Source organism: uncultured Porphyromonas sp. (assembly GCF_938046015.1).
In the GTDB taxonomy this organism is placed as follows: domain Bacteria; phylum Bacteroidota; class Bacteroidia; order Bacteroidales; family Porphyromonadaceae; genus Porphyromonas.
In genome coordinates this window covers 43,197-61,190 of the sequence record NZ_CALIXW010000036.1, presented here as the reverse complement: position 1 = coordinate 61,190, position 17,994 = coordinate 43,197, and the positions used below count along the sequence as shown (strand labels likewise).

The following is a 17,994-nucleotide window of genomic DNA, read 5'->3' as shown; positions in this document are numbered from 1 at the left end:
CTTAGCATGAAGCTAAGGAAAAAGCAAGCGCTTCGTCGAAGCTCCCGTGAAGGATATCCATCAGCCTCCTCACTGATATCCATCACAGCGCTGACAGACGTTCCTCAGCACCGTGACTGATATCTCTCAGCAGCCCGCCCCCTTAACCCTAGGTACTGCTAGCTACGAGGCCTTGACCTCCTCCCCCACACAGAGGAGGAAGGCGGCAAAGGTAGCGGCAGGCAGCAGCACCGAGCTCGTCCTAGCGCCCTAGCGAAGTGGGGAGCGAGAGACGCAGGCTGAGGCCGTAGCTGCGCAGCGTGATGGGGAAGGCATAGCTGCTGACCTGGCTACGGCTGCGGGTCCACTCATAGTAGGCGCGCAGACTAACAAGGTTGCTCAGCTCGTACTCGGCGCTGAAGCGCACGCGATGCTCGTCCGTCGCCGCAAGGCTCTGCGTATAGAGCTCTTGGATGCGACGGATAAGGCTTAGGCTGCGCTGGTAGCTATAGTAGGATTTAAGGGTAAGGCCGCGACCTACAGCCCCTCTCGGGCTCCATCGACGGCTGCGCCCGGGTCGCAAGAGTTCGGCCAGATCAGCCACCTTATAGCCAAGATCTAGTGCCAGTTCGTCCGAGAAGGTCTCCACGATACTCTGGGCGCTCAACCCGAGCACGAGGCCGCGACTGCGGCGCCACTGCGTGCTGAGCCCAAGACCATTGAGCCAATTCAGGTCCACACCTATCAGCGGGAAGAAGCTCTCCTGCAGCGCCACACTCCCAAGGTCATAGGCGTAGCTGAGGCGCGGTGCTCGGCCCTCCGTCTGAGGCCGTAGTCCCAGCCCGTCGGGATGCGTGCCCTGCCAGTCACCGAAGCTATTGTAAGCCCCGACCGTATAGACGCCGCGATAGGCATGGCGTAGGACGACGCTCCGCAGATAGCGGCTGAGGAGCGGCAGACGACTGAGTCCCGAATAATAGATGTTCCAGTTAGGGAGCAGACTTCCAAGGCCTGGCAGTGCCTCGAGGCTCACCCCTTCGGCTCCTCCCGCAAGGCCATAGGCGGCACGGAAGGCGGGGATCAAGACCGCAGGGTCATTCGTCTCCAGCTGCGCCAAGGGCTCGGGACTGCGGGCACGCTGCCGCTCTGCGATCCGCGCCCTATAGTCGAGGAAGCGCTCGAAGCGCTCCGAGCGATAGCCAGCCTCTAGGCGTGGCTGAGCGAAGAAGCCTCGTAGCCCAATCGTCGTCATCGTGAAGTCCCCGCCATAGAGCCGTGGGGACTCGGGGTAGTAGTACTGGAGCTCGGCGCGCTCGGTACGCGTATGACTCGCCGTGAGGGTGATCGTGAGGTCGCGCAGCGGCTGCAGGGTGGCCTTGAGGTCTAGGCTACGCGTCAGGCTATAGACGGGCGGGCGGGCATAGCTAGCGTCCTCCACGAGCTCTCCACGACGCGCCAACTGCTCCAGCGTCTCGAGCGTGCTTAGCCCGAGGGCAAAGGGCAGCCCTGGGCTAAGGCCTCCACCAGCCTGCTGTGCCTGCCCCCCTAGGCTCCCAATGAGGGGTAGATAGCCCGTGACGAGGCTGTGCCTGCTCTGCCGCCAGTGGAGGCTCAGCTCCCGCGGCATCAGGAGGGTGTAGACGAGTCGGTCTAGCCAGGAGGTCGCTCCTTGCGGCTTGCCGCTGGCACTCGAGCCATAGCGCTGCTCGAGGCGGCGCAGGTAGGGGATCTGCTGATAGAGCTTGCGCAGCTGCAGGCGCAGCTGCATCTCGGTACTTCCCTCATTACTTAGGCTATTGCTCAGCTGCTCGGTCTCCAGTGGGAGCAGCGTACCCCGATCCCAGGTATAGCTAGCGTGATAGCTGAGCTGCCCCGTGAGGAAGGAGAGCGGCGCGATGCGTGTCGTCGGGAGCTGCCAGCTGAGGCTCGTCTGCTGCCCGTAGTGCAGCGGCGTGCCTCCCGCGGCGATACTCTGCAGGACAGAGTCGCGCCAGACCCGCCAGCCATCGGGGTCGAGCTGACGATTGACCTGGCGGTGCGGCTCCTCGATACGCGTATCGGTGCCCGCCTGTAGACTAAGGTGGAGGTCGGTGAGGGGCGTCCAGCTGAGGTCTAGACGTCGGTTCCAGAGGAAGAGCTGCGACCAGCTAGCTGCCACGGCGCTAGGCTCTACGCCCTGCGGCGTGATGCTGCGCAGCTGCTCCTCATCGTAGTGGCGCTGCATGCTGGTCTGTAGACTGAGCTTCTCCGGCCACAGCTTGAGGCCGTACTGTCTGAGGAACTGCCGCCAGGCTCCTGCGCCTGAGAGGCTACGGAAGGGGCGCCAGGCCTCCCAGCTCGGGCTATAGTCGTAGTTGAGGCTACCCTGCCAGTCGAGCGTGCGGCGGTACTCCGTCTCGGGGCTGTGCTCCTGGCTGCTATTCTGCGTAAAACTAAGGGAAAGGTTGGCTGGGTCGTAAGGCATGGCCTTGCGAGAGCGCTGCTCAAGGCGAAGTCCCGTCAGTGAGAGGCTTTGGCTGCTACGCCCACGCTGATTGCGCTGGAGCAGGGCTCGCCGCTCCGCCTCCGTCGGTGCGGCGTCCAGCACCTCCCTAAGGCGAAGGTCATCCTCACCCGAGGCGTATTCGGGGCGAGCCTCCTCGCTATTGAGCGCATAGTAGATGGGGGCACGGAGCTTCACGCCCTGCGGAAGGAGCTTCCCTAGGTCGGCTCGTAGCGAGAGGCTTAGGCTCTTGCGTGACTCCAAGGACTGCTGGGCGCGCGCCTGGTCAATAGAGCCGAAGCCCGCCGACTGATAGTGCGCGCTGACGTTAGCCGTACCTAGATCCGAGAGCTGCAGGCCTAGCTGTCCGCTGCCAGCCCAGCCGCTAGGAGCGCTGTAGTCCTTGGCACGGAGCTCATTGACCCATATCTCGGCGCTACGCACCTGACCCGAGCGGTTGCGCACACCGATCATCAGCGAGCGGATATGCGCTAGGCTGGGGTTGCCCAGTACGCTCCACTGGGCCGCTTGGTGCTCGGGGTCGGGCTCGCTGTAGCGCCGATAGAGCTGCTCGGGGCGGGTAGCCGCGAGGGCATTGCGTCGCTGCTTGAGCCGTGGCAACTGTTCTAGAGCAAGGTCAATCATATTGGCTAGGGGCCACACCCGAGCGCGGTCAGAGGCCAGCTCGTTGGCATAGTGGCCTGGGGCAGTGAGCTTGAGCGGGAGGCTGTACTCGTAGTAGTTGCGCGTGTAGTCCGAGCCTAGGCGGAGGAAGAGCTGCAGCTCATCGTCCTGGGTGTCCGTCGGCTGCTCGAGGAGCTGCTCGGCATGGACGAAGAGCTGCAGGCGGCCGTAGCGTCTGAGGTCGTACTGCACGCTGCGGTAGACGGCACGCGCCTGCTGCGGCTCGAGCTCACGGAGCTGGAGCGAGAGCGCCTGCTCGTTCTGCAGCTGGCTCTGCCCTAGTCGCTGCCCCAGCTGACGGGCGCTGGTGGGAGGCGAGACGTAGTTGATCGGTCGGCGGTCGCCATGCTCCTCGATATTGACCGAGGAGACGAGCAGGCCGCCATCCTCTGCACTCGGAGATGCGGTAGCTGACGCCCCCTGCTCCTCTCCGAGGCTCCCCTGCCAGGCGCGCCAGTCGCCCCGCATCAGACGGAGTGCCCCGAAGCGCAGCTGCGTCGTCCTATCGAAGCCCCTTAGGTACAGGCGCATGAAACGTATGCTACGCCAGTCCTCGATGCCCCCGACGCGACGCGTGGGCGCCTGCAGCGGAATACGCAGCTGGTACCAGCGCACCTCCGAGGTCTGCCCATTGCGTAGCTGCACCTCGACCTTACGCTCGCCGACGACGAAGCCTTGCCCGACACGCAGCGCCTCGGGGCTTAGCTTGACCTCATACTCGTAGTAGCGGTTGGCCTCGTTCAGGCTATTGTCTCTATTGATATCCTCGGTGTCGGGGCTCGCGCTGGCCGCATAGTCGGCATCCGTCGAGTTGCGCTCCGTACCGTTGTAGTACTTGTAGCGCTCGAGGATGGGTAGCTGAGCGGCATCGTAGTCAGAGCCTCTGTAGTGGTGGAAGTCATCCCCTGCGGGATCCCTCAGCGGGCTCATGGGCTGCTGTCCCCACCGCGTGAGGGTCGCGGCACTCATACGGCTGCGCAGCTGGGCGAGGTAACTGCCGTAGCTGGGATGGCTCTGCTCGGCCTCCGAGGCAAGGCCGTCAAGGCCTACGTCCTGCTTCCTCAGGCCCTCGGCAGAGGTAGCGAAGCTATAGCCCACACTGGGCTGTGTGGAGACGCGCCCCCAGAGCGTGCTGCGCGTCGAGGCGGGATCGTCGGTCAGGGGGAGGCCGTTCTCATAGGCCTTGTAGCCATCGGGAAGGACATCCTCCGAGATCTCCCCGAGGTTGATGAAGAGCGAGCCTCCACGGGCACTAGGTTCATAGACGAAGGGATCCATCAGCCAGCACTCAAGGTAGTCGATCCCCGCCTGGTCGAAGTCCGTCTGGTCTACCCTCCGCGTGATCCCCGCCCAGCTGCGCTCGGGCTCGGCGATATAGCCCTCGGAGGTGAGGGCTGCGGCATTGAGGTTGTAGGGGCCGCGCTCCCGAGGGTAGTAGCTAAGGGAGAGCGTCGGGAGATAGCTCGCCTGGCTAAGGAGCTGCTCGCGGTAGGGATAGAGCTCCGAGCTCAGCACGTCGCGGACGAAGTGGTTGCTGACGAGGTCAGGATTATTGCGGATGTAGGCGGGCGTCTGGCTGCTGCGGTGTTGGGAGAATATCGGGTCGATGCTGAACCACGAGAGCAGTGCTCGCTCGCCATTGGCCTCGAGCCCCTGCCCCGAGTGCGGGCTGAGTGTCACGGGGGTAGCGGCGAGGTGCCAGCTCATCGGGTTCATCAGGTCGATGCCGCTACGTGCCTGCTCGAAGTCATCCAAGCTGCTTGCCCCATCATCATAGCCGTCTGTCCCCGCCCCCGCGTGGAGCTGGGCGAACTGCCCCGTCAGCTGGAGGCGCGAGGGCGCGGTGAAGTGCCCCCAGCTGAGCTTATTGAGCCAGTCGGTCAGGCGCATGCTCTCGGCCTCGTAGCTCAGATGGGCCCCCCACATGGTATTGCGCAGCAGCTCCTGCCCTACCCTGAGGCAACTACTCCCGGGCTGCTCGCTGAGGTGCATGAGGGTCGCACCCAGCTTCAGCTGCTTGCTGAGCTCATAGTTAAGCTCCAGCCCCACGAGGTTGCGGCGCGTCATCGCCTGCTCGGCGGCGCCCTGCAGCGAGACCTCTATGGTGGTATTGCTCTCGAGGAGCTGCTGGTTGAGGATGCGCACCTTACCCGCGCTGGCGTCGAGGAGGTAGTCGACTCCGGGCTTCAGCTCCTGCCCCACAGCACGTAGACGCAGCGACTCGGGGTCTACCTCACGGCGCCCGAGGTCGAGCTCCCCGAGGGTACGTCCCTGGTAGCGCACACGCAGCTGGTATCTGTCCTTGGCCGTCGCACGCGCAGCCTCTGCCTTCGTCTGGCTGTAGAGCTCGGGGTAGCTGTAGCGCCCCTTCCAAGGCTCAGAGCCCAGCAGCCCCTCGAGGGTGCTGCCGAAGGGCTCCAGCGTGGGGAAGATAATAAGCCCCTCACTGCTGCGCACCGTGTAGCCCTCGACAAAGTCAAAGTGCCCATCGGGGTGCTGCGCCCCACTACGGTCGAGGCGGTCGAGCCCCAGGAGGCTGCGTAGCGCCTGCCCCTTCAGCGGACCCTCACTTAGGTAAGGGAGGCTAAGCCCCGTAGCGGCATCCTGATAGTTGATCTCGAGCTCGAAGCCCTTAGGCTCCAGCTTCGTCGTCCCCGAGCCGATGCGGTAGACATTGCGCATCATCAAGGAGCCGTAGGGCGTCTCGGGGCTCGGCTCGGTCCCCTTGAGGAGCGAGACGAAAAGCCGCCCACCCTGAGGGCTCGCCTCGCCACTGGCGAAGTCCCCCACGCGATAGATACGTCCCTCATAGCTGTACTCGAAGGCCGCCGCCAGCACCTCGTCGGGCGCTAGCGCCGTCTTGAGGCTGATATAGCCGAGCTCAGGCTGCAGCGTGTACTCACTAGGCTCGAGGCGTCGCGCATGCTCCAGCGCTTCGTAGTCCCAGCTGGAGCGTAGCCCGACCCCCGCCAGCGTCGTCTCGACGCCCCCCTGCCCGCGGAGCTGCGGCAGGGCACTGAGCCTGCGGTAGCCCAAGCCCGCCTCGTTGTGCGGGGGCTGCCGCGTATCACTCTGGGCGGGATCGGCGAGCTGTGCCAGCGCCAGCAGGCTACGCGAGGCGCTGTAGTCCCCACGCCTATTCGTCACCCAGAGCTCGACGCGCGTGATGCGCACCGAGGAGCGGACGTGGGGCAGCTGGCGCAGCGCCTCCTCATAGCGTGCACGGAAGAAGCCCGAGAGGAAGAAGTGACGCGAGGCATCATAGTCGCTGGAGCGGCAGCTAAACTCCTGCGTCTGGACCCCGCCCTGCGCCTGAAGCGTATGTAGCTGGCTGCGCTGCTGGCTCACCAGCAGGTCGGCCGTCAGGCGTCCCAGCTGCATCTGCGCCCGCAGCCCGAGCGCCGAGCCACCGCCATGAATGAGTCTATTGCGTGACTGGAGCTGCACCTGCCCCAGCTCGACGAAGCGCAGGATGTCATCCTCACGGCCCTCATAGCGCAGGCGTAGCTGTCGGCTGTCGACGCTGAAGGTAGAGCTGCTATTGTAGTGGAGCTTGAGCCCAAGGCGTGTCCCGAGACGAGCATCGAGGCTGGCCTGTATCTGTTCGCCGAAGTCAAAATCATCCCTCCGACGCGCCCGCTGGCTGAGCAGCGGATTGGGATTGAGGACACTGCGCACACCGCCCCTTAGCTCCACAGAACCCTGGAGGCTTAGCTGCAGGCCTCCTGGGCCAAAGGCGCGATCAATAGCCGAGACCCGCTGCGGACGCAGACTAAGCAGGTCGAAGCCCTGCGCCCGTACACCTCCCTCCTTATTGAGCTCCGCCCAGTAGCGTGCCTCTCCCCACTGCGCCCGCAGCCTCAGATACTCCTCACGAGTATAGGGCACGGCGTCGCCGAGGGGCTGCCCCGCCACGTAGCTGGTCAGCAGATAGAGCTGCGTGCGGGGATCGTAGACGAAGCGCTGCTCTAGGAGTCCGCCTCGGTAGCTGAGGCTGAGAGCTGTGCTATCGGGGGTGCTAGCTAAGCGCTGCGCCGCTGAGGGCTGCGAGCTAGGCGCGAGGCCCAGCCCGAGACAGACGACATAGACGACCCAGCCCCGACGCACGCGCTCTAGAGGAGCTTGAGACTCTGCTTGATCAGCTCCTCGACCGAGATCGTGGGATCGGAGGCGATGAGCTGGCGTACGACCTTCTGTGCTGCGGCCTCGGGGAAGCCCAGCATCTTGAGCGCGCTGATGGCCTCGCTGGGCGTGGCGGTATCGAGCGGCTGCTGACGCGAGCGCGAAGAGGCGGGGGCGCCGCTGGGACGGGCTTCGTCCGAGGGCAGTTCGTCCATAGGGGGCAGCTTGCCACGTAGATCGACGAGGATGCGCTGAGCGGTCTTGAGCCCTATGCCCTTGATGGCCTTGAGCGGCTCGATCTGCCCGAGGGTGATGATGCTATTGAGCTCCATCGGGGGGTAAGAGCTGAGGATGATGCGCGCCGTATTGGGCCCGACGCCCGAGACGCTCATGAGATGACGGAAGAGCTCCTGCTCGGCGCTCGTAGCGAAGCCGTAGAGCAGATGGGCATCCTCACGGATGATCTCCGTGATGAGCAGCCGTCCCTCACGCTGCCCCATCAGGGCAGAGTAGGTCGTCAGTGAGATGGAGACAGCGTAGCCGACGCCCGCGCACTCCACGGTCACAGCCGTAGGGCTCAGCTCGGTATATAGTCCTTTGAGGTAAGCAATCATAGAGGTGAGATTAGTCGTATCCTTGAGTAGGCACAAAAATAGCCAAATAGGCGCACTATGTCGCCGCCTCAAGCGCTAAAGGAGTGCCAAGGGTAGCCGTATGAGCAGCAGCGGCTCCCCTACATTATAATAAGGAAGGGAGCAAGACAGCCTCGCGAGGCAGCTCAGTCCCTAGTCTGCTCTAGGCAGGCAAAAAGAGGACTGATCCGAGGCTGCCCCTACACAGAGGCGAGAGCGACGTCCATAGCTAGGCGCTGCTGGGATATAAGGGGGAGGGTGTGTGAAGGATATCAGTGACGGGGCTGAGGGCTACCAGTGGCGCAGCTGAGGGATATCCCCCACGGAGCTGGGGCTAGGCTGGGGCCTCGCGGTACCCTTTTCGAGGCTTCCTTGTGAGGCTTCAGTAAGGCGCCTTGCCCCCGTCTCGGCCTACCCGCACAGCGCTAGGCTGAGGCTTCCGCTCCGCCTGCCTGAGCACGGCTCTTCGGCCGCTCATAGGGGCGAGCCAACCAGGAGAGGAGGGGGCTTAGACCTCGGCGCTGAGCTAGGACAAGGAGTATTAGCGGAATAAGCGGTATTTTTGCAGACGTTATGGAATCAAAGGAACAAGTCACCGGGACCCTCTACACGACCGAGGTCCTAGAGTTTGCTGCCCTTGGGGTGAAGACGGCTGCCCTTCTCGAGGGACGCTCCCTAGAGAAGCGCCCCTTCATCGAGCAGGCACTCAGCCTACTCCCCCAACTCTACTACGCGACGCTCCGACTGCCCGACTACCTATATAATGCGGAGGAAGGCCTCGTCCCTGAGTTCGTCAGCGAGGAGAGCTACGAGCGTATACGCCTTGGTATCGCCTCCCTGCTGGACGAGGACGACAGCTTCCTCTCCTGCCAGAGCGAGGAGATGCAGTACAGCGATACGCCGCTGGCGGTCTTCGTATCGGAGTATCTGGCCGATGTCTACCAGCAGGTGGGCAACCTCCTCGGGGTGCTGCGCGACGAGAACGAGCGGGCACTACCGGCAGCCATCGGGCGCTGTATCCTTTACTTCCGAGAATACTGGGGAGCACATCTACTCGAGGCCTTGACCTCACTCCATCGCACCTACACCCAGCTACTCCGACTAGAAGAAGATGACGAAGACTACGCAGACGACAACGAAGAGGACGAAGAGTACCTCTAAAAGCAGCAAGCGCAGCAGCTCCAAGGCTCAGCGCACCGAGCGCCCAGAGGGGGCCGAGAGCAAGGAGCAGAAGCGCCGCAAGGAGCAGCCCAAGGTACAGCTCCACCCACCCTACCTCTACCCCAGCCATATCCTCGAGAGCGAACTCGAGGCACTCCCCATAGCTAAGTGCCCCGTCCCCCTGCACGTCATCACCGACAAGGAGGAGGCGCGCAAGGCCATCGCCAAGATACGCCGCCACGAGGTCATCGGCATCGACACCGAGACGCGCCCGAGCTTCACGCAGGGCATACGCTACGAGGTATCGCTGCTGCAGATAGCTACCCCGACGGACTGCTACCTCTTCCGCCTAAACCACATCGGCTTCTCCGTAGCCCTGGCGAACCTCCTCGCGGATGAGAAGATCCTCAAGATCGGCCTGAGCCTCTCGGACGATGTACGCTGTCTGAGACGTCTGCGTCCCTTCGAGCCCGGCTCCTTTGTCGAGCTGCAGAAGCTCTGCTTCGGCTACGGCATACGCGAGCTCGGCCTGCAGAAGATCTACGCCATCCTCTTCAAGGAGCGCATGAGCAAGGCCTCTCGCATGAGCAACTGGGAGGCCAAGGAGCTTAGCCCCGCGCAGATCCACTACGCTGCCCTCGATGCCTGGGCCGCGCTGCGCATCTTCCTGGAGCTCCGTCAGCAGCCCAACCCCTCCCCCGTCTACTTTGCCCTGCTCTAGCCCCCATCATCCAGCTATGAAGTACCCTACTGTACACCTACATCCTCGCAAGGAGGAGTCCCTACAGCGCCTCCATCCCTGGATCTTCTCTGGGGCTATAGCCCGCATCGAGGGGCAGCCCAGTGAAGGTTCGCTCGTCGAGGTACGCGACAGCCGCGGCACCAGCCACGGCTTCGGGCACTACGCCTCGGGGAGCATCGCCGTACGCATGCTCACCTTCGAGCCCTCGACGGAGATTGACCGAGCCTTCTACCACAAGCGCCTGAGTGAGGCCCTACGCCTGCGCCTGAGTAGTCACCTGCTGCGCCCCGAGGGGACGGAGTGCCCCAATACCTGCTACCGCCTCGTCCATGGCGAGGGTGACGGCCTACCTGGACTCATCATCGACGTCTACGGCAGCACCGCCGTGATGCAGGCTCACAGCCTAGGGATGCACCTCATCCGCCAGACGCTCGCCGAGGTCCTGATGGAGGTCTACCAGAGCGAAGGTGCTCCCATCCCTCTGGAGGCCGTCTACTACAAGTCCGAGACGACGCTACCCACGCAAGAGCTGCGCGAGCTGGCCGAGGATGGCTTCCTCATCGGCCACAGCGAGGCGCAGCCCGTCTATGAGCACGGCATACGCTTCATCCCCGACTGGCTCAAGGGACAGAAGACGGGCTTCTTCATCGACCAGCGCGACAACCGCCAGCTCGTCGCGGACTACGCCTCAGGCCGTCGCGTGCTCAATGCCTTCTGCTACACGGGCGGCTTCTCCATCTACGCCCTCCATGCGGGAGCCCAGCAGGTGGACTCGCTGGACAGCTCGGCCAAGGCGATGTACCTCACCGAGGAGCATGTCGCGCTGAACTTCGGCAAGGACTGCCCACGCCACCGCTCCATCACGCAGGACGCCTTCGAATACCTGGAGCAGATGCCCCAGGATGCCTACGACCTGATTATCCTTGATCCCCCCGCCTTCGCCAAGCATCGCAAGGTGCTACGCAATGCCTTGATGGGCTACCGCAAGATCAATACCCTTGCCTTCAAGAAGGTAGCCCCTGGCGGGATCGTCTTTACCTTCAGCTGCTCGCAGGCGGTGTCCAAGGAGGAGTTCCGCCTAGCGGTCTTCACCGCCGCAGCCAGCTCGGGACGCCGCGTGCGCATCCTGCACCAGCTGACGCAGCCCGTGGATCACCCCATCAATATCTATCACCCCGAGGGCGAATACCTCAAGGGGCTCGTGCTCTACGTTGAATAGAGTAGCCCCTCTCCATCCCCTCAACGACTAAGGAACACAAGCACTATGCGCGTCCAACACCTCATCGAGGAGAACTCCCTCCTCTGTCACTTCGTCTCCGAGATGCGTGACGTCACTGTACAGGGTGACTCCATGCGCTTCCGCCGCAACGTGGAGCGCGTCGGCGAGATCATGTCCTACGAGCTGAGCAAGCGACTTCACTACACGCAGCGCGAGGTACGTACCCCGCTCGGCGTAGCCAGCTGCGCCCAGATCTCCGACCAGGTCGTCATCGCCACCATCCTCCGCGCGGGGCTGAGCCTGCACCAGGGCTTCCTCAACTACTTCGACAAGGCGGAGAACGCCTTCGTCTCGGCCTACCGCAAGTACAAGGATAGACTGAACTTCGACATCTTCATCGAGTACATCGCCTCCCCCGCACTCGAGGGTAAGACCCTCCTCTTGGTAGACCCCATGCTCGCCACGGGGAGCTCCATGGAGCTAGCGTACCGTGCGCTGCTGACCAAGGGGAAGCCCGCCGAGGTACACCTAGTCTCCATCATCGCCAGCCAGCAGGCAGTGGACAACCTCATGCAGCTCTTCCCCGAGGACAACATCACCCTCTGGGTCGCAGCCATTGACCCTCAGCTCGACGAGCACGCCTATATCGTCCCCGGACTCGGGGATGCTGGCGACCTAGCCTACGGCGAGAAGCTCTAGTCCAGCACACCGCCCTTTCCTCACCTAGCCCCTAGTAGATGCCGCAGACAGCCCCACGCCCACGCCCGATCGAACTCCTAGCGCCCGCCCGTGACCTCAGCACCGCGCGCGTGGCCATCTCTCATGGTGCTGATGCCGTATATATAGGTGCGCCTCGCTTCGGGGCTCGTGCTGCCGCTGGGGTCTCCCTAGAGGACATACGGACGCTCACTGAGGAGGCGCATCGCTTCGGGGTGCGCATCTACGTCACCTGCAATACGATCATCTACGACGAGGAGCTCTCCGAGGTCGAGGCCATGATCTGGGATCTGTGGCGTGCAGGCGTGGATGCCCTGATCATTCAGGATATGGGGATCACGCGGATGAAGCTACCGCCCATACCGCTACACTCCAGCACCCAGTGCGACACGCTGGAGCCAAGCGACGTCCAGCACCTCGAGGCGCTGGGCTTCGAGCAGGTCGTCCTAGCGCGCGAACTCAATGTGGAGCAGATACGACGTATCCATGCGGTGACCCAGGTGCCGCTCGAGGTCTTCATCCACGGCGCCCTCTGCGTGAGCTATAGCGGGCGCTGCTACCTCTCGCACGCCCTGACGGGGCGCTCGGCCAACCGCGGGGAGTGCTCCCAGCAGTGCCGCTTGCCCTACGAGCTCATCGATGCCTCGGGACGACAGATACGCCAAGACGAGCACCTCCTCTCCCCCCGTGACCTCAACCGCTCGGCCCAGCTGGAGGCGCTACTCGATGCGGGAGCCTCCTCCCTCAAGATCGAGGGGCGCCTCAAGAGTGAGAGCTACGTCAAGAACATCACGGCACACTACCGCCAGCTTCTCGACCAGCTGATCGCACGCTACCCCGAGCGCTACTGCCGGGCTAGCTACGGTGAGGTGCAGCTGCGCTTCACGCCTGACCCTAGCAAGAGCTTCAACCGAGGCTTCACCCCCTACCTCTTCCACCTCGCCACGCCCAGCAAGCCCAACGCCTCCGTCATCAACGTCCACTCCCCTAAGAGCCAGGGCGAATACCTCGGCAAGGCTAAGCGCAGCAAGAGCGGTAGCCTCATCCTCGAGAGCAAGCAGACGATGAGCAACGGCGACGGCCTGCTCTTCATCACCCCCGCAGGCCAGGTCGGGGGCATCAAGGTCAATCGGGTAGATGAGCGTGGGCAGCTGCTCCTAGCACGCCGCGAGTCCATCCCCGAGGGGAGCGAGGTGTACCGCAACTATGACCAAGCCTTCGAGCGGCTGTTGGCTGCCCCGACCGCAGAGCGCCGTCTGAGGGTCGCCCTGACGCTGCGCCTCCATGAGCTCGGACTGGAGCTCTCGATACGCTCCCTCGACAAGCCCGAGATCGAGGCTAGCCAGGTCCTTGAGCTCAGCCTCGAGCCAGCCCAGCGCTACCAGCCCGAGCGCCTGCGTACGGAGCTGAGCAAGCTCGGGGATACCGACCTCCTAGCCGCTAAGGTAGAGCTCGAGCTCGGGGATACCCCGCCTTTCATCCCCGTATCGCTGCTAGCACCTCTACGCCGAGCCGTCTGTGAGCGCTTCCTCGAGCGCTGGGGTAGCGCCCTCCCTCCGCTGAGCTCAGATAAGACTCCGCTGATGCACACCAAGACGCAGAGCGACGTCCCCCCACGCCGCATGAAGCAGGCAGACTACCGCGCGAACATCGCCAACCAGCTGGCCCATGCCTACTACGCGGCTATGGGCTATACGGAGGCAGCCGATGCCTTCGAGCTCAGCCCCGTGGCTGATGCCGAACTGATGTGTACCAAGCACTGCATCAAGCACGAGCTGGGCTACTGCATACGTGAGACGAAGGAGCCCCTCCCCTATACCGAACCGCTGTACCTGCTGCATGAGGGCAACAGACTGCGCCTAGAGTTCGACTGCGCCGTCTGCCAGATGAAGATTTATCAGGCCTAGGCCTCTCCTACCCCCTCGGGCTCTGCTCGACCCCACTCATACAATGAATAAGAAACAACCCGACTGGCTCCTGCGCTTCTGGCTCCTAGCCCTGAGCATCACCCTTGTGCTGGGAGCGCTCTACTTCCTCCCCGAGCGCATCGGCTCCTGGGAGCTCAATAAGGTAGACCTCCTCGGCGACCTACGCCGCAGTGCGGCCGACAGCACGGCAGAGACTGAGGTCGATGCCCTCGCCCTGAGCCAAGCGGCGAAGAAGGACGACCAAGTGACCAAGGAGCGCGAAGCCATCCACCTCAAGCTCATCCAGGAGCAGCAGGCCGAGCAGCAGGCGACGCCCCGCGCCCCGCTGGGTAGCATCGATACCGACGCCGCCCTCCCTGCAGACTCGACACTGCAGGCGCATAATAACTTCGTAGACATGAGCCCCCAGCACGACGCGCTGATCCACTTCTACGACGCGCTGCACCGCCGCACGAGCCTCGGACGCCCCGTACGCATCGCTGTGCTCGGCGACTCCTTCATCGAGGGCGACATCTTCACGGGCAGCCTACGTAAGGCCCTCCAGGAGCGCTACGGCGGTAGCGGCGTCGGCTGGCTCCCGATGAGCAGCGAGACGGCTGGCTTCCGCAAGACGGTACGCCACGAGTTCAAGGGCTGGCGTGAGCGTAACCAGCTGCATGCCAAGGGACGCTTCCCCATCACGGGGCATTACTACACGGCAGCTCCAGGCGACTGGGCGCGCTACACCCTTAGCCGTCCCTGCGAGCTGGCGACGATCTATTACAAGGCGACGAGCCCCGTCAGCCTCAGCCTCAAGGTCAATGGCGGCGAGGCACAGGAGCTCACCCTCCCCGCGACCGAGGGAGAGGCGATGCGTAGCTATACCCTCGCCGAAGGGCAGGTGCGCAGTATCTACCTCAGCGTAGGAGCTGAGGCCAGCGCCCTCACCTGCTACGGGATCTCCCTCGACGGGAAGAGCGGCATCTCGCTGGATAACTTCTCCATAAGAGGGCACTCAGGCACGGGCCTGCGCTCCGTAGCCAGCGATCTCAACGCCGCCTTCTGCGCCGCACGCCCCTACGACCTCATCATCCTGCAGTACGGGCTCAACATCATCTCACCCAAGCAGCTCGACTACGCGGGCTACGCCAAGCAGATGGCGGGGGCTATCCAGCACCTCAGACAGCAGACCGGCCGTGCCGACTACCTCCTGCTCGGTGTCTCGGACCGAGGCACCAAGCAGGACGGGGTGGTCGTCACCATGCCCGCCGTGCGCAGCCTCGAGCAGGCACAGATACGTCTGGCGGCAGCGCAGGGGCTCGCCTTCTGGAGCACCCGCTCGGCCGTGCTACAGCTCGGGGGCATAGGTCAGCTCGCAGCCAAGGGCTGGGCCAGCAAGGACTTCACCCATCTCTCGCATCGAGGCGGAGCAGAGCTCGCTCGGATCTTCCTCGATGCCTTCACGCTCGAAGCCAAATACTATGATGCTATTCGATAAGCTACGATACACAGCCCTCACGCTCAGCCTCACCCTCGGGGCTGGTCACGCCGAGGCCGCGCCCCCCAGCCCTATGAGCTTCCCCAACTGGTATGCCCCCAAGGGCTACCTCACGGAGCTCAGCACGAGCCTCAAGGCCGCCCAAGCGGAGCAGCGCAGCGTCTCCATCATACAGCTCGGCGACAGCCACATCCAGGCAGGCTATGCGACGCGTCCCCTACGCCAGGCGCTGCAGCAGCGCTACGGGGATGCAGGCCGTGGCTGGATAGGCTGGTATCGACTCTATGGGTCGAACGCCCCACGCGACTACAGCGTCACCAGCCTGGGCCTCCCCTGGAGTGGAGAGACGGTGCTGCGCAGCGAGCTTACGCGTCCCATCGGCCTCGGAGGCTACTCGCTCTCTGCCCCCGCAGGGCGCTCCTTCACCCTATCCATCAGCAGCCTAGGACGTCCCTTTCGTCAGCTCGTAGTCCTACGCTCCGCACTCTCCTATCCTCTGGTGGGTACGGGGCAAAGCGGTGCACAGCGCGGGCGGTTCGCCATCGGCAGCTATGTCGCCGACACCCTCAGCTGGAGCACGCCCATCATGGATACCAGCCTCAGCCCCCAGCTCTCGGAGGGCGATGAGGCGGTCTATGCAGGCTGCGCGCTGCTCTCGGGCAAGGGCGGTGCCCTCGTCAGCGATATCGGCATCAACGGCGCTGCCTACCGCCACTACCTCGCGGCTGACTACGCCGAGCAGCTGGCCCAGCTTCATCCCGAGCTCCTCATCCTCTCCCTGGGCACCAACGACACCTACAGCACCAAGGCCAATGTCGAGGAAGCGCTGGCACAGGCCCGTAGCTTCGTACAGCTGGTCCGTGAGCTGCTGCCGAAGACCAAGATCTTACTCACTACTCCGCCCCCGAGCTACTTCCGCAGCGCCAGTGTCAGCTATGTCTACACGGGCAAGCGCAAGAAGCGCCGTCGCCGTCGTGTGACGACGACCGTCTACAGCTACAATACGAAGGCACGTGAATTCGCCGCAGCGCTGATGCGTCTAGCCGAGGAGGAAGGCATCGCCGCCTTTGACCTCCACAGCGCTATGGGGGGCGAGCAGGGGATCAAGAGCTGGATCGCCGAGGGCCTCCTCCTCGGGGATCGTGTACACTACGCTCAGGAGGGCTACGAGCGCCAGGGGCAGTTGCTCACCGAGGCACTCCTCGCTCAACTCGAACCTAAGCCCTAAGCCACACGCATGGACTATATCAACAGCATAGACTGGGGGCGCCTCCCTGAGGTGCTCCGCTTCTCCAAGTCGAGCCCGATGATCTTCTCCTCGGGGCTCTTCCTCTTCTGCGCCCTCTTCTTCCTCCCCATCTACATGATGCTGCGGCGCACGACGACGCTGCGCATCCTCTTCGTCGCACTCTTCTCGCTCTTCTTCTACTACGAGAGCAGCGGTGAGTACGTCCTGATCCTCCTCTTCTCGGCGACGATGGACTTCCTCATCGGGCGGGCAATGGGAGCTAGCGAGGACCCGAGCACACGCAAGCGGCTCGTGACGCTGAGCATCCTCGTCAACCTCGGGCTACTCTCCTACTTCAAGTACTTCTACTTCATCCTCGACCTCGGACAGGAGCTCCTCAGCTACCTCGGCTGGGCCAGTGCGCCGCTCGTGCCGCTGGAGGCACGCGACTACTTCATCCCCGCTGGGATCTCCTTCTACACCTTCCAGACACTGAGCTATACGGTGGACATCTACCGTGGGGAGATCAAGCCCCTCAGGCGCTGGATCGACTACCTCTTCTACCTCTCCTTCTTCCCGCAGCTCGTTGCTGGGCCGATTGTCCGTGCACGCGACTTCATCCCGCAGATCTACCGCCGCCCGCAGCTGCTGAAGGCGGAGTATGGCGAGGCGCTGACGCTCATCCTCTCGGGGCTCATCAAGAAGGCCATCATCGGGGACTTCATCGGCACGAACTTCGTCGATCAGATCTTCGCCGAGCCGACGCGCTTCACGGGCGTGGAGAACCTCTTCGCCGTCTACGGCTATGCGATGCAGATCTATTGCGACTTCTCGGGCTACTCCGACATGGCCATCGGGATCGCGCTGCTGCTGGGCTTCCGCTTCAATATCAACTTCGACTCGCCCTATCAGTCAGGCTCGATCACAGAGTTCTGGCGGCGCTGGCACATCTCGCTCTCCACCTGGCTAAGGGACTACCTCTACATCCCGCTCGGGGGAAATCGCAAGGGCACCGTACGCACCTATGTCAACCTCATCGTGACGATGCTGCTGGGTGGGCTGTGGCACGGGGCTGCCATGCGCTTCGTCCTCTGGGGCGCTATCCATGGCGTAGCGCTAGCACTGCACAAGCTCTACGTGCAGCTGACTAGCTGGATGGGGATAAGGCGCAAGCAGCCCTGGCGCATCCAGCGCATCCTCGGGGGTGTGATCACCTTCCACCTGGTCTGCTTCGCCTGGATCTTCTTCCGTGCCGACAGCATGGAGAGTGCCCTAGGTGTCATCGGGCAGATCAAGGATCACTTCAGTCCTGAGATCTTCGGCCAGTTCGTACTCGGCTACTGGCGACCGCTGGCTATGCTGGCGGTGGGCTATCTGCTGCACTTCACCAGCCGCAGGCAGGAGCTCGCGCTGCGCCAGTGGATCACCGAGAGCGGCTTCCTCGTGCAGCTGCTGCTCTTCGTAGGCGTCATCTTCCTACTCATCCAAATACGCAGCGCAGATGCCCAGCCCTTCATCTACTTCAACTTCTAGTCCCAGCCTCCCCTAGGGTACAAGGAAGCCCCGAGCGCTCTACGGCGCTCGGGGCTTTGTCTTTATAGTCGAAAGGAAATAGGAGCAAGA

Annotated in this window: 10 protein-coding genes; 8 read left to right on the top strand and 2 right to left on the bottom strand. The window is 63.4% G+C overall.

Features of this window, described 5'->3' with window-relative positions; translation table 11 throughout:
* Positions 1-241: 241 nt before the first annotated feature.
* On the bottom strand, positions 242-7,252 hold the full coding sequence (gene sprA, locus Q0248_RS04265) for a cell surface protein SprA (RefSeq protein WP_299320101.1): 7,011 nt from the start codon (positions 7,250-7,252) through the stop codon (positions 242-244).
* 5 nt (positions 7,253-7,257) lie between these two features.
* Complete coding sequence (ruvA, locus tag Q0248_RS04260; protein WP_299320098.1) at positions 7,258-7,881, bottom strand: Holliday junction branch migration protein RuvA; 624 nt, start codon at positions 7,879-7,881, stop codon at positions 7,258-7,260.
* A gap of 591 nt (positions 7,882-8,472) precedes the next feature.
* Here ruvA and Q0248_RS04255 point away from each other — a divergent pair.
* The 8 genes from Q0248_RS04255 to Q0248_RS04220 are packed head-to-tail and all read left to right on the top strand — an operon-like array spanning position 8,473 to position 17,904.
* Positions 8,473-9,060 carry a DUF5063 domain-containing protein gene (locus tag Q0248_RS04255; RefSeq protein WP_299320095.1) on the top strand — a complete coding sequence of 196 codons (588 nt, stop codon included), beginning with the start codon at positions 8,473-8,475 and terminating at the stop codon, positions 9,058-9,060.
* Positions 9,011-9,781 (top strand): 3'-5' exonuclease, encoded by a 771-nt coding sequence (locus tag Q0248_RS04250; protein ID WP_299320093.1) that lies wholly within the window; start codon positions 9,011-9,013, stop codon positions 9,779-9,781. Before Q0248_RS04255 ends, Q0248_RS04250 begins: the two co-directional genes overlap by 50 nt.
* Before the next feature lie 16 nt (positions 9,782-9,797).
* Positions 9,798-11,021 carry a class I SAM-dependent rRNA methyltransferase gene (locus Q0248_RS04245; protein ID WP_299320092.1) on the top strand — a complete coding sequence of 408 codons (1,224 nt, stop codon included), beginning with the start codon at positions 9,798-9,800 and terminating at the stop codon, positions 11,019-11,021.
* Between the two features lie 45 nt (positions 11,022-11,066).
* Positions 11,067-11,720: a uracil phosphoribosyltransferase gene (upp, locus tag Q0248_RS04240; RefSeq protein ID WP_211789250.1), complete on the top strand. Its 654-nt coding sequence runs from the start codon at positions 11,067-11,069 to the stop codon at positions 11,718-11,720.
* 38 nt (positions 11,721-11,758) lie between these two features.
* Entirely contained in the window at positions 11,759-13,645 is a 1,887-nt protein-coding gene (locus Q0248_RS04235; RefSeq protein WP_299320087.1) for a U32 family peptidase, read from the top strand.
* 43 nt (positions 13,646-13,688) lie between these two features.
* Positions 13,689-15,143, top strand: a complete 1,455-nt coding sequence (locus Q0248_RS04230) for an acylhydrolase (RefSeq protein ID WP_299320084.1) — start codon at positions 13,689-13,691, stop codon at positions 15,141-15,143.
* Positions 15,127-16,371, top strand: coding sequence for a GDSL-type esterase/lipase family protein (locus tag Q0248_RS04225; protein WP_299320082.1), 1,245 nt, complete (start codon positions 15,127-15,129; stop codon positions 16,369-16,371). Before Q0248_RS04230 ends, Q0248_RS04225 begins: the two co-directional genes overlap by 17 nt.
* 9 nt (positions 16,372-16,380) lie before the next feature.
* Positions 16,381-17,904, top strand: a complete 1,524-nt coding sequence (locus tag Q0248_RS04220) for an MBOAT family protein (protein WP_299320079.1) — start codon at positions 16,381-16,383, stop codon at positions 17,902-17,904.
* Positions 17,905-17,994 lie beyond the last annotated feature (90 nt).